The sequence below is a fragment of the Pseudomonas sp. NPDC012596 genome (assembly GCF_042902325.1).
Lineage (GTDB): Bacteria > Pseudomonadota > Gammaproteobacteria > Pseudomonadales > Pseudomonadaceae > Aquipseudomonas.
The window spans coordinates 23343-36948 of sequence record NZ_JBIBEB010000021.1; the positions used below are offsets into that span (position 1 = coordinate 23343).

Annotated in this window: 8 protein-coding genes; 7 read left to right on the forward strand and 1 reads right to left on the reverse strand. The window is 52.2% G+C overall.

Annotation, left to right across the window (positions count from 1 at the left end):
* Positions 1–9: 9 nt before the first annotated feature.
* The 7 genes from ACFY68_RS22170 to ACFY68_RS22200 all read left to right on the forward strand — a co-directional run bounded on the left by ACFY68_RS22170 (position 10) and on the right by ACFY68_RS22200 (position 12418).
* The gene (locus tag ACFY68_RS22170; protein WP_387531779.1) at positions 10–1599 is read left to right on the forward strand and encodes a hypothetical protein; all 1590 of its coding nucleotides are present in this window, start codon (positions 10–12) and stop codon (positions 1597–1599) included.
* Complete coding sequence (locus tag ACFY68_RS22175) at positions 1596–3311, forward strand: NERD domain-containing protein (RefSeq protein ID WP_387531922.1); 1716 nt, start codon at positions 1596–1598, stop codon at positions 3309–3311. Before ACFY68_RS22170 ends, ACFY68_RS22175 begins: the two co-directional genes overlap by 4 nt.
* Positions 3304–7020 (forward strand): helicase-related protein, encoded by a 3717-nt coding sequence (locus ACFY68_RS22180; protein WP_387531782.1) that lies wholly within the window; start codon positions 3304–3306, stop codon positions 7018–7020. The genes ACFY68_RS22175 and ACFY68_RS22180 overlap by 8 nt, the downstream gene beginning before the upstream one ends.
* Entirely contained in the window at positions 7010–8941 is a 1932-nt protein-coding gene (gene drmB / locus ACFY68_RS22185) for a DrmB family protein (protein ID WP_387531784.1), read from the forward strand. Before ACFY68_RS22180 ends, drmB begins: the two co-directional genes overlap by 11 nt.
* 286 nt (positions 8942–9227) lie before the next feature.
* A complete protein-coding gene (locus ACFY68_RS22190) occupies positions 9228–10430 on the forward strand; it encodes a type II restriction endonuclease (RefSeq protein ID WP_387531787.1) in 1203 nt (400 codons plus the stop codon).
* A 195-nt stretch (positions 10431–10625) separates the two neighbouring features.
* Positions 10626–11966 carry a DNA (cytosine-5-)-methyltransferase gene (gene dcm / locus ACFY68_RS22195; RefSeq protein WP_387531790.1) on the forward strand — a complete coding sequence of 447 codons (1341 nt, stop codon included), beginning with the start codon at positions 10626–10628 and terminating at the stop codon, positions 11964–11966.
* Positions 11966–12418, forward strand: coding sequence for a very short patch repair endonuclease (locus ACFY68_RS22200; protein ID WP_387531792.1), 453 nt, complete (start codon positions 11966–11968; stop codon positions 12416–12418). The genes dcm and ACFY68_RS22200 overlap by 1 nt, the downstream gene beginning before the upstream one ends.
* A gap of 16 nt (positions 12419–12434) precedes the next feature.
* Here the strand turns inward: ACFY68_RS22200 and ACFY68_RS22205 are convergent, their stop codons facing one another.
* Positions 12435–13562, reverse strand: coding sequence for a hypothetical protein (locus ACFY68_RS22205; protein ID WP_387531795.1), 1128 nt, complete (start codon positions 13560–13562; stop codon positions 12435–12437).
* Between the last annotated feature and the right edge of the window lie 44 nt (positions 13563–13606).

Below are 13606 nucleotides of genomic sequence, written 5' to 3' on the forward strand. Positions count from 1 at the left end.
ACTGCATGCTTGCAATTCATCGAAAAAAATCCACCGCTTCAGGAAGTCTACATCGGAAACTCTCCGCTTTTTTCTAAAATCCGCCACCATATGCAGGCACTGTATATCGCGATTTATCAACCGGAAGGAGATGAGTACCAGAACGAGTCGGCGCTGATGCTCCGATTCGAGATGTTGAAATGGCTGACATCACCTTTGGTACCAGATATTGGCTTGTTCCTGCGCTGCGGCCTTGCCGATGAGGAGCGGAACCGCCGGCTATGGGGGGCGCAGGTCGCGCAAACCATCGAGTTGCTGAAAGATCTGATCGCTCGCTACACCGAGGAGGGGTCCGTGCTTAACACGGAGTTCGTCCGGCTATTCGTAGAACTTGCCTGTGAATACTCGGAGGGCGGTATCAGGATCTGGTGCCACCCAAAGGAACGTGATCTTTTTCGCGAGCTTCTCGAGGGGCTGAGCGATCTTGAGGATGGAGTATTCGTCAGCACATTAGCAGAGTATCGAAATAGTCCGCCTGCTGAAGTATTGATCCGTTTTGGACCGTTGCGGACACGTGGCTTCGGCAATGCGCCGGAGGCACTGATCACTTCGCCGTCATATCGCCGGCTAGTTCGCCTTGTATGGGCTGGGCTGTCGGATGAGGAAGGGTTTGCCGATGATCCGGTACTGCCTACTTACAATTATCTGACCACCATGCGCTCGGTCCGGACCACGGTTACCGGAAGTCTTGGAGAATGGGATGGTCTGACAGGAAAAGAGCCGGTGGACGATCTTGCGATCATTGATCAGAAGGTTCTTGTGAAAAAAGCCCTGTATGGATGTGTGCTTGTTGAGTTCCCCGATGAGTATGGTGTGCTGCTGCGTTCCGGTTCCCGCTTGCTGGTGTTCAGTCCTAGTTGCACCGACGCCGACACTGAGATCATTGGCTACCGACACGTCAGCGACGTAGCAGCCGGCGATTACCTGCTGGTCCACGATGCTGATGCTGATCTCGGTGAGGTGAGCGTCGATGCCGCCAAGGCGCCGCTGGCTGCCCTCTGGAAAAATGCGCTGTCTGACCTATGGAGGCGACACCCCCGCGTGTGTATTCAGAAAATGCAGCAAGCTGGCATTAACCTTCGGGATCTGTCCCGTGCGGTACAAAAGTGGACAGTAATGAATGGTACGGTGATTCGTGCGCCACTGCGCAAGAAGCATTTCGAGGCACTGCTTACCAAGGTGCTTGATCCGGAGCTGATTCCGTCAATGTCTGTTGATGGCAGGACTGTTTTGGGCTGGCGTCGGGCATGGGCGGAGATCGAGGCCACACGGGTTTCTGCGATACAACACGGAGCCTTGGAAAACGCCATAGTAAACGAACAACTGGTCGCGGAGCTGAGCAAGGAATTGGCATCAATCCGCGGCATGATTTCACTGGACGATGTCTATCGTCACCTGCTTCAGCCGGAAAGCGGACTGACTGGCAGCGTGGCATTTAAACCTGTACTCAGTATCTCATCAGATTTTTCAGCGCCGGCAGAGCAGCTGGGAAAACTGCTGAGGTTGCCGATTGCTGAACAGTACCGTACAGGTTATGGAGACGATTATCTGTGCGCATGATTCCTAGATTTATCGATGAGTCCTCCCCGCCCGGCGAGGTGACGCTGTATCGCAAACTCGAAAGTGCCCAGTATGGCTGGACCGTCATCCACTCGCTGGACTTAGCACCGAGTAACCATAACAGGCGCACCGAGCTCGACTTTGTGATTCTGATGCCTGACGTCGGCATTCTTTGTGTAGAGGTTAAGTCGCATCGGGAGATAGGCTTCGACGGCGACCGCTGGTACCCCGAGACCATCACCAAATCACCATTCCGCCAGGCACAAGATGCGCGTTATGCCTTGCGCCGCCGTCTGGTAGATCGCTTAACGATCTTTTCTCAAGTTCCAGTGGTTCACTGCTGTATTTTCCCTCAGGCGGATTTTGCTATGTCGCCAAACATGTCTGTTAAGCCCTACGAAGTGATGGACCGCGTGCTGTTTGAGGCCTGTAAAACAGGGGATTCGCTATGTGAGTCGCTGAAAAATATGGTCCAGCGGATTATTGATGCAGATCCGACGATTACCCCGCTTAAGGCGCCGTTATCGGGGCAGCAAGTTGAGGATTTCGTCAGGTTTTGTTTTCCCATCCGTACACGCCGGCCGGAAAAGAGCGCTGAAATTCGTCACCGCGAGGAGGAGCTCGAGAAACTGCTGCGCGAGCAGCAGCAACCGGTGCTTCGTTTGACAGGTTACAACCGTCGGGTGCTTGTAGAAGGTGGAGCAGGAACCGGTAAGTCGCTGATTGGTCTCGGCGTTGCCCGGATCAAAGCCGCCCAAGGTCTCCGTGTGGGCTACCTCTGCTTCAATAGGTTGATCGGTCAATGGGCCGCTAGGCAGTTTGAGGACGACCAGAACCCGCTTTTGGTCGGAGGTTCTGCCCTGAGCGTGCTGATATCCCTCACTGGTATTAGTGTGCCGAACGATACAAGCAATAATTTCTGGTCCGGCGTGCCACTGGAGATTCAAGATCGCCTTACTGACCCCTCGTGTGCGCATGATGCGCGGTTTGATTATCTCGTTATCGACGAGGCGCAGGACATACTTGGGCGTCCGGACCTGCTGGACTGTATCTGTTTGCTATTAGACGGTGGCCTAGATGGCGGTAGCTTCCTGATGCTGGGCGATTTTCGCAACCAAGTCATGACTGGTGCCAGAGAGCTTGAGGCTCCCCTTGCTGCCGTGCGGCGTTCTTCAGCCCGCTGGGTACTTACGGAAAATTGCCGGAACTACAAGGACATTGCTCAGATCGCGATGAAGCTTTCCAAGGCTGACCAGAGTACATATTCAGGGTACCTGCGTCAGGGCGGTGGTCTGCATACATGGAACCTGGAGCTGTATCAGGACGCAGATGATCAGGTCCGCAAAATCATGATGTGCTTGGATTCGGCTTTGAACAGCGGATTTCGCGAGGAAGACATCACGGTGCTCTCTTTCGGGGCAGAACAGCAATCGGTGTTGCCACTGCTTCGAAATACGTGCAGCCGCTCCTTCGCAATTGCCGGGAGTACAGGCGTGAAGGGTATCCGCTGGTCTACTGTTCCCGCCTACAAGGGGCTTGAGAACAAAGTCATCATCATTACCGATGTAATTCCTTCCAATAGTGGCTTCGATCGGAGCCTCTTCTATACGGGAATTACCCGGGCCCAAGAGCGGCTCCATCTTTTTTGCCATGCTTCTGGCGCCTCACAGCTAGCAGAATGGATCACCCGTGCTGAGAAAAAAAATGAATAAAGAACGATCAGCGGAAATTGAATTTCTGCGCGGTGAGCTGGTGGGGCCTGCACGTTCCCTGGACGCGAGTCGAACTAACACTACGGTTGCCCTTGATGCACAGGGCTGCTTCCGGCTGACTGGGGATACCGATGGGACCTTGCACTACCAATGCAAGGGTACCGACGTTCTGCAGGAAATTGTTCACTACCATGGCGAAACGCCCATGCAGCGTTATGGCGCGGGTCTATTGCACCCGCGTAACTGTGTGCGTGGGATGGTGATTGACGAACCTATGGGGGCTGGGGCATCCACCGGGCAAAAGAACGACGGTGAACTGGACGAGGACGCATCTGACGAAACTGTGCAGGCAGTGGTCTCCGATTCGGAAGAGTCTACGTTGTCCGCTGTGTTCGCGACTGGCGATGCGGCTGCTGAAGGCAGCGGCGCCGAGGCGGATGACGATGATTTCGAGGTCGGTAGCGACGATATGTCCCAGCCGTCGGTCATGGGTATCAGCTTTTGCCTCGAGGAAGGAGAGGGCGAATTTGTAGTGTCGCTGCCGCCGATGAAAAAACTCTTATGGCAGTTGCCAGAGGCGGACGCATTCCCCGTCAACGGGCAGTACGAGCCCTGTACCAAAGTCACCACTAATGAGGGCGTTGAGCTCCGGACCGAGGCTTGGCGACGTGTGCCGGCTACGACAGAGGACACGCGCGAATGTTTTATACTGGCCAGCCTTAAATCCGGGCAGTCCGAAACCAGAAACCTTGTCTTAACAGGTGGGCTGGCACTGCAGATTCAGGTGTTTCCACGCCGCATGCATGGCAAGTGGATCATCACCTGCGTGCTGCGCAATCAGATGGATGCCCAAGTAACTCAAGGTAAAGCAGAGCAGATCCGGAGCGTGCTGTTTCAGGCGTACTTTGAGGTGCGCGTACAGAGTGGGGCTGCTTTCAGCCGTTACCCTGAAGGTGTCAGGCCGTTTACGCAGCTTGATGACGATGAGCAGACACTTGCTTTGCTCTATCGTGACCAAGCGACGTGGGCTATCGGACATGGATGTGCGGCGGGATGGGAATGTGTTGATGGGGATACACCGGAGGCAGTTTTCGCTGATGTGATGCCAGCCGTGGAATTACCAAGCATGACGCCCGAGATCACGGACAGGGAAGGAAATCCTGTCACCCTGTCAATGCGCGAACTGGCTGAGCTCACCCCCTTTTCTCAAGGCAGTCAGGGCTGGAAAACGCTGGACAGTCTCGCGGATGAGTACGCCGCCTGGATTGATGCCCGCCAGGCGGACAGCATGGAGCTGCCTCCCCAAGTGCAAGATGCGGCCATATGCCATCTTGATGGCTGTCGGCAGTGTCTCGAGCGCATCAGAAATGGCATTGCCATCTTGAAGCGTGACCAAACTGCCCTCGAGGCGTTCCGTCTGACCAATCAGGCAATGCTGCTTCAGCAGGTAGCTACCAAACAGATCGCTCGCCGCGCCCTGATCCGCTGCGACGATTTTGTGGTCGCCGAGAATGTCCCGGAAGGACAACCGCGCACTCCGTGGGAGGTGTGGAATGAGGGCTCCGAGAAGTCTCATATTGGCAAATGGCGTGCATTTCAGTCCGCCTTTTTGTTGATGAGTATCGCCGGTCTAGTTGATCGTCGTTCTGACGACCGAGACATCGTAGATTTGATCTGGTTTCCCACGGGGGGAGGTAAGACCGAGGCATATCTCGCTGTCGCAGCTTTCTACATGTTTCATCAGCGCTTGAATTCACACGACGAAGAGAAACTTCGTCGTGACGGTACCAATGTATTCATGCGCTATACCTTGCGCATGCTGACCACCCAGCAATTTCAGCGTGCTGCCAGCCTGATTTGCGCGATGGAGCAAATCAGAGTTCGCCGGAAAATGGATTCAACCCGCCGCCAGCTAGGTGAAAAAAGCTTCTCACTGGGGTTATGGATTGGAGGTAGCGGCTCGCCTAATACTTGGGCCGACGCCAGTGCAGCCATTCGTAAGTATGATCGCGGTGATGTGACAGGGAACCCGCTAGTCCTGACCGAATGTCCCTGGTGCCGTAGCGCAATCGGTCGATTGGGGCAGGTCGCAACCGGCCGTCGAAACAAAGCCACCGGCAGCAATCTGGCGGGGCTGGCAGTTTCCGGAAAGCAGCCGTATCTGAAATGCTCCGACGTTGGCTGTGAATATGGTGGGGAGCGTGACAGGCTTCCCGTCGAGGTAGTAGACGAATCCATCTATAAGGATCCGCCGTCCATGTTCATCGGTACGGCAGACAAGTTCGCAATGATGGCTTGGAAGCCGGAAACCGGTGCGCTCTTTGGCTTCCATCATGAAGGGGAGGGACAGGTTACCCGTCTAAGACACCCCCCAGGGTTAATCATCCAAGATGAATTTCACCTGATTTCCGGGCCGCTGGGTACGATCTACGGCCTGTATGAGGGTGTGATCGAGCAGCATTGTACCGCGGAGGAAGGTCGGCATTTGATCAGGCCCAAGATCATTGCTTCGACGGCTACTATTCGCGGCGCAACGGGGCAGGTACGTTCTGTCTATGCACGTGAGAAACTGCAGCTGTTCCCCAACCCCGGACTAGAGATGGGAGACTCCTTTTTCGGACGTTACGCTAAGGACAGCGACGGGCAGCTGAAGCAAGGGCGCCTCTACCTTGGTATTCATGCCAGCGGTTACCGCTCCTTCTTGACTGCGCAGGTCCGGGCGTTTTCGGCAGTGTTGTTTCGCGCCTGGATGTTTGAGGACGGTAAGAAAGATGCGTGGTGGACCTTGCTGGCTTTTTACAACAGCCTTCGTGAGCTGGGTGGCGCGCAGACGCTTTTCCACTCAGATATCGCAGCCCGCATTAAGGACTACTCGAAGCGTTATGGGCTCAAGGGCAGCCCGCAACGCTACCTTAATACCGTTGAGGAGTTGACGAGTCGACAAAGCCAGGCACAACTGGTGGAGTTGATGGATCGGCTGGCATTGGACTGGAATGCTAAGGGCTGTCTTGATGTCTGCTTGGCGTCCAACATCATTGAGGTTGGGGTTGATATCGACCGGCTGGCATTGATGGCCGTCGTCGGTCAGCCTAAGTCAACCGCCCAGTACATTCAGGTGACTGGGCGTGTCGGCCGGCGCTGGATGGATCGGCCCGGTCTGATTCTGAGCATGTTCAATCCGGGGAAGAGCCGTGATCGTTCGCATTTCGAGCAGTTTCACAGTTATCACCGCCGTCTTTATGAGCGGGTCGAACCGACCTCTGCCACACCATTTTCGGTTGAGGCAGTAGAGCGAGCCCTAGCAGGTGTTCTTCTGTTGTGGGCTAGGCAGTGTCATGACGCCAAATCACCTGGCGAGGCTTTTGGTGACTATGCCGGTTATTTGGATGAGGCCCTTGAACTGCTGCTTGACCGTTGCGAGACGATCATGCATGGACAGCCAGATGAATTGGACCGTGTGTGCGGCGCCATGCGTAAGGTTCACCTTGATCTTCGTAAAAAATGGCAGACCAATCCACAGGAGTGGTGGTCGTACCCGCAAAGAAAGGACGGGGAGTACCTGATGCTGTGGTCTGGTGAGTTTGCGACTCAAGAACAGAAACGCAAAGGAGTACGGGTTCTCAGTAGTATGCGCAATGTCGATGGTACGGCCCGGGCAGCGATCAGCAACAACTATTTCGTGGAGGAGCAGACAGAACATGGCCAGTGAGATTCGGCTGGGACAACTGATTGCCCCTTTTGGTCCGGGAAGCATTTATACCGACAAGAATGGCATTCCGAACATCTTCTGTGGTTTGGATTTCTGGCACAAACAGAGGGACGAGCGAGGTAACTGGAAGGTTGATGAGGCCGCCATGCGTAAGCATGTGATTGACGAACCCAGGCTTTCCGCTCTTCTCCAGGTCCCTCAATTCCGCCAGCCGCCGGAGTTTTGTTTTGACGAGCAGAATCCTGGTATCTCCGGTTTGGAGGTCCAGACTCACCGTTTTCCTACTTGGTATGTCGACCGCCTTAGTCGAAAGATGCGGCGTTTCAACCTTGACACCCGGAAACTTGCCCCGCTCGAAAAAGGCGAAAAAGCTCAATGGCGGCCGGTACGCTTCATCAGTGTCTGCAGCCATGGGCATATTTCGGATTTTCCATGGAAAGCTTGGTGCGGATGTACCTGCCTGGGGGATACCGGACTGGTTCTTAGTGATTCCGGGGGGCCGGACCTGCGGTCCGTAAAGGTTTCCTGCTCGGTCTGTAAAAAATGGAAAACGCTGGCCGGCTCGATGAGTATGGAACGACACCAGGAAAGCGGGAAAATCAAAGAGTCCGGGCTTAAGTCTGCCGGAATTGGCTGCAGCGGAGAGCGACCGTGGTTGGGCAGGGCACCGCAACCCTGCGATGAGCCTCCGGTGGCAGTGCTGATCAACCAGTCGAACATCTATTTTGGCAAGATCCTGTCCTCGATCTACCTGCCTGACATGACCAGCGAGCAAAATGTTTCCGAGATTCAGAAGATCCTGCGTAAAAACGAAGCGGATCTCAGCGGCATCAAGGTCCTACTCAATCTGAGTCATCTATCGCAAGCCTTGGACATGCTACACAACATTCTGAGGCCTCATTACTCTCGCCTCCCGGATGACGAGCTGATTATGAAGGCTATGGACTCTCTCTGTCAGGGCACTTCACTGGCAGGAGAAGGTCCCCGGCCGGTTATGTCAGAGTCTGAGTCGCTGACATTTCGTCGGGCCGAGTACAACGTTTTGCGGAATGAAGTTGGACCAGGAATTGACGACGAACTAAGAGTAATCCCCAGCAAGATCCCAGATGGACTGCAACCTTGGTTTGGGCGGATCAATCTGGTCGAGCGACTACGCGAAACCCGGGTTTTCTGTGGTTTTGAACGACTGATACGGGAGAGAGAGCCGCTCAGGGACATGCCGTTAACGGCCATGAATCAGCTTTTCCTGAGTCCGCCAGAGCCGTCTTCTCAGTGGCTGCCAGCTATCAAGAACTATGGTGAGGGTATCTTTGTCGAGCTGAATGAGGATGCCGTCCTCGAATGGCTCGCGAATAACGAAAAATGGCTGACAGACCGACTGGACCAAACGTTTGTAGAGCGCATGGCGAATGAAACGAATCTAATGCCGCCGCTGCAGAGAAACAACTTGGGGCCGAAATGGGCAGCCAGATACCTTCTGGTTCATTCCTTGGCGCACATCCTGATCAATCAGATGGTGTTCGAGTGTGGATACTCGTCAGCTGCACTGAAAGAACGCATCTTCGTTTCAACCGATCCAGGAGCACCGATGGCTGCCTTCCTCATCTACACGGCAGCTGGGGACTCGGAGGGGAGTCTTGGCGGATTGGTTCGCATCGGGCGGCCTGAGCTCTTCGAGCCTATGGTGCTCAGAGCCCTTTCAAAGGCGTCTTGGTGTTCCGCCGACCCTGTATGCTCGGAGAATCTAGGCGGTACGGGCTCGCGGCGGGTCAACAAAGCAGCCTGTCATGCTTGTTTGCTGTTGCCGGAAACCGCCTGCGAAACTGTCAACAGCGGGCTGGATCGCGCCATGGTTATCGGAACTCCGGAGGCGCCACATCACGGATTTATGTCCGATCTGATGAAAGGGTATTTATTCTGATTTATCTTGGAAAGTCAGGACCCTGGACAGGCCCTGACTTTCCCTTCTATCCCCTGTCAGGGAGGAGTTTCAGGAGCGTTGAGACCATGCCGCTTCCGCGCGCTCAGTATCCGCGTTTTGTCTGGATTGTCGAGGTGAATAAGGGGGGCACTTCTTCCCTCAGCATTAGCTGAGTTTGCTCTGCACTCAAATTGCGACTTTAGCTACTCAGTTTTGCCTCAGGTGCCTGCGCGCTGCGACGCAGCTTGGTATGCTGCTGGCATTTTGTAATCTAGAAAGGAATCTCATGGAGCGTTTAAACCAGCATTTCACGGGTGTTGCCGCAAAGTACTTTTCCAAGGTGGATGCTACCCGTAACTCAAATCAGCATGAGATCGGCTCTAATGCTTTTAGTCAGATTTTAGGACACCCGGGCCACAATACTATGGTGCTTGCGGGTTCCTTTTTCTACTTCTGCGACGATTCGGAAGAGCCTCTTCGTGCCTTGGGAACCCTTTCTTGGTACGACGCTCGACGGCACAATCCTAATCGCAGTGCTGAGCTGCGCCTTTACTACCCGGAAAATATTGTCACCGCCCGTATGACCGAGGGCGACTTCTGCATAGTGGCAGTCAAGCCTGATCGGTCGGTCATGGTCATCGTTGCGTCTGCAGGCTCCACTGCTGAGAGACAGCTAAGGTGGCTTTTTGACATCGACGTGGTCAATGATTCGCGCTTCAAGGTTCATGATGTCGGGGCGCAGCGTCAAGTTAGCCTCATTGAAGAATTGATACTAGCGGAACTGGGAGTCGAGTCTCGCCAAGACAATGACAACTGGCTTGACAGTATTATTGGTCGCTTCGGTGAAACCTTTCCGACCACTGCCGAGTTTAGTCATTTTGCGAGAGAGACTTGTCCGGAGCAGTTTGACTTGGCTCAGGATTCAGACGCGGCGCTGATGGGATGGATGGTGCATGAAGAGATGCTGTTCAGGACATTCGAGCGCAGCATCGTTCAGCAGCAACTCGATTCTGGCTTCAGAGATGTTGACCACTTTATCAGCGTTTCCTTGAGTGTGCAGAACAGGCGTAAATCCAGAGTGGGATACGCACTGGAACATCATCTTGCGGCGGTTTTCAGCGGTAACAAGTTGCTCTTTGGTAGGCAAGTTGTAACAGAGAAAAAATCAACTGCGGACTTCTTGTTCCCTGGGGGGCAGGCATATCACAATCCGGCCTACCCGGATGAAAGCCTGGTCATGCTTGCATCAAAATCAACCTGCAAAGATCGATGGAGACAGGTACTGGCGGAAGCAGATCGTATACTCAGAAAGCACCTCTTTACCCTAGAGCCAGCAATCAGCAGCCACCAAACCGACGAGATGCAGCATCACCATGTCCAGCTAGTAGTGCCTGAGGCCGTTAGGGGCAGCTACACAGCAGCACAGCAAGGATGGATAATGAATTTATCTGAGTACATAGGCTTCGTCAGGGACACAGTCAAACGTTGATCCCGACAGCAATGGCTACAGGTCGGAAAGCGTGAGCTTCCAAGCGCTGCAATCCAGCGCACCTAGGGGGGAGCTGCTTGGAAGTGGGCCATACCGAAGCGATTGGGCTTTGTGAGATCCTTTGGTAGCTTCCCAACTCGGTTTTGGGCATAATGCGTGACAAATCGTCACTCATTTGACCCAGAGATTCGGCCAATGAACCATGAAAACGAAGACCTCGGGCTAATCCGAATTCTCCTCGAAAGCTACGATCAAAAAGCAATTGCCGAGTTTTTGAACCAAGTCAGCCCCGGAAATTGGTGCCGGGAGACAATCAATCGCTGGCTCAATGGCAAGGCTTCTCCCAGCCTTAGCCATCGTGAGTTTGAGGCGCTTCGGCAGCTGCTACCATCTCCTCCACCGAACCACCCCAATTACGATTTTGATTTCATTGATCTCTTCGCGGGGATTGGCGGTATTCGCCGCGGCTTTGAACAAGCCGGTGGTCGCTGTGTCTTTACCAGTGAATGGAATGATCAGGCTGTACGTACCTATAAGGCCAACCATTACTCCGACCCAAGAACGCATTCATTTAACGATGACATCCGGAAGGTTACTCTCAGCGACAATCCACTCGCGACTGAGCAGGAAGTAATTATTAGCATTCAGCAGCACATTCCCGATCACGACGTACTGCTGGCTGGTTTCCCTTGCCAACCTTTTTCGATTGCAGGAGTTTCAAAGAAAAATTCGTTGGGACGTGCCCATGGATTTGAGTGCAAGACGCAGGGCACGCTGTTCTTCGATGTGGCAAAAATACTTGAAGTAAAGCGCCCCGCGGCCTTCGTGCTCGAGAATGTAAAAAATCTGAAAAGCCATGATAAAGGTCGTACTTTTCGTATAATCATAGAAGCACTTGATGAGCTTGGATACAGGGTTGCCGATGCAGAGTATGACGGCACCCGAGATCCGAAAATCGTCGATGGTCAGCATTTTACCCCTCAGCACCGTGAGCGGATTGTCCTGGCGGGGTTCAGAAAAGATCTCAATGTCCATGACAACTTCACTCTGAAGGATGTTGAAAAACTATATCCTAAGACTCGCCCCACTCTTGGAGATATTTTGGACGACACAGTTGAGGATAAATACATTTTGACTCCTAAACTGTGGGAGTACCTTTTCAATTACTCCATTAAGCACAAAGCAAAAGGGAACGGCTTTGGCTATGGTCTGGTTAACAGGGATGCAGTAACCAGGACGCTTTCTGCCCGGTACTACAAAGATGGCTCTGAGATTCTAGTGGATCGTGGATTTAACCATGAAGTTGATTTTTTCGACCTGGAAAATATGGCAAATCGCCCCCGCAGGCTTACTCCGCGAGAATGCGCTCGGTTGATGGGTTATGACAAACCCGGTGAGCATGGCTTCCGTATCCCTGTGTCCGACACTCAAGCATATAAACAATTTGGAAACTCAGTTGTTGTTCCTGTTTTCGCTTCTGTTGCTAAGTTGATGAAGTCAAGAATTATGAAAGCTAAGCAGGCCATGGACGCGTAATGGCCGATGTACATACTCCGGAAGTCCGCGCGCGAAATATGCGGGCTATTCGGAGTAAAGACACGAAACCAGAGCTGCTGATCCGCAGGGGACTGCATGCTTCTGGTTTCCGCTACAGACTTGGCGGATGTGGACTTCCGGGTCGTCCAGATTTAGTCCTTCCAAAATATAAAACTGTAATTTTTGTCCATGGCTGCTTTTGGCACGGACATTCATGCAAGTATTTCAAGCTGCCTGCCACTCGCACAGACTTCTGGGCCGAAAAAATAAGTGTGAATCAGCTCCGAGATGCGCGCGATACAAACCGGTTGTTAGAGATGGGGTGGTGCGTGATTATCGTGTGGGAGTGCGGGCTTAAGCCGCTCAGTAGTAAATTAAGCCCGCTTCTAGAGAGGATATCAGCTCTATTAAATGATTCTGTTAAAGTAACAGGTTGCATAGAGCTTTTTTAGGGGTAATTTCGATTTATTATTGTTTTTTTTCTGCATCAAAAACAACCTGCATACGAGCTTTTTTGGAATAAGATCCTGAGTCATATCCGAACGTGTAAGTCAGTCCATCCACATCAGCTGGCTTCAGTGATCGAATCCACCATTTAGGTTTTGATTTGGGGTGCAAATCGTATCCCAGCACTTCTCTAAGTTCTGAGAGGCTTTCCTCCAAACGCCTATCCTGTTTATTTTCAATATTACCTTCATTCCAAATGACATACCGATATTCAATGTGCGCTCGTTCACATAAGAGAATTGTTTCAAAGTGCGGCAAGTCCAAGCCGTAGCCCGCAATCCGCCTATATGAAAATCCTCTATTGTTAAATGCTTTGGAGAATTTTTCTTTGGTGTTCAGGTTCTTTATGGAAAGAGCATCTGTAAGTATGGTGTTTGCGAATGCGTAGTAGTCGTCCGGTTTTTTTTTCGGGCTTTTAGGTCTGTTGCTTCCTGCTGTGGGATATTTCTTTTTGAATTCTAGGAATATTAGGTTTTCGCCGCCCTCATCTAGGGCGATCGCATCAAGATCTAGCGGCTTAAGCTTCCCTAGGGAGTTCAGCAAGCAGCGCTGAACAAATATATTTAAAAGCTTTTCCTCGCCTACATTTACTAGCCAGTCAGATGCGCTGAGTGGTTTTTCTATAGTAAAAGTCAGGCCTGATAGATAGTTTTCTATTAGATTGCTTATTAGGGATTGTAATTTTATAGATTCGGGGGTCATCTCAAGATTGATATTGCTTTTATCGCAGTAAGCTTCTCTTGTAATAACTTTGATAGTAGGTGGTTTGTCGGGAGTGACTGGGTTGAAAACTTCGTACGATAGATAAAAGAATCTGTGCCCCGCCGTTCCTAGGTGGTTTATAAAGCGAATGTCAGTCTTGGATGGGCTGATATCATTGCTTAATTTGATCCAATATCTAACGTTATTTGTGCTTTGTTGTGTCGTGTAAATCCACCCCTCCGAAATTCCGGAGAAATGTCCAAGGGTAAGTGCGTCGTATAGCTTCTTGGAGAAATATAATTCTGTGATTATTGCAGCTAAACGTAAATGTGTTTCGGCTTCTACTATGTGAATCCACTTGATTAACTTGTCTTTGGATGTTTTCAACTGCATTATGCCTTGAGTGCTTTCTTAATTGTATTCATTCTCGT

Coding starts and splice junctions, on each gene's coding strand:
- ACFY68_RS22175 (WP_387531922.1), top strand. CDS start 1,596: ATGATTCCTAGATTTATCGATGAGTCCTCCCCGCCCGGCGAGGTGACG.
- ACFY68_RS22180 (WP_387531782.1), top strand. CDS start 3,304: ATGAATAAAGAACGATCAGCGGAAATTGAATTTCTGCGCGGTGAGCTG.
- drmB (WP_387531784.1), top strand. CDS start 7,010: ATGGCCAGTGAGATTCGGCTGGGACAACTGATTGCCCCTTTTGGTCCG.
- ACFY68_RS22190 (WP_387531787.1), top strand. CDS start 9,228: ATGGAGCGTTTAAACCAGCATTTCACGGGTGTTGCCGCAAAGTACTTT.
- dcm (WP_387531790.1), top strand. CDS start 10,626: ATGAACCATGAAAACGAAGACCTCGGGCTAATCCGAATTCTCCTCGAA.
- ACFY68_RS22200 (WP_387531792.1), top strand. CDS start 11,966: ATGGCCGATGTACATACTCCGGAAGTCCGCGCGCGAAATATGCGGGCT.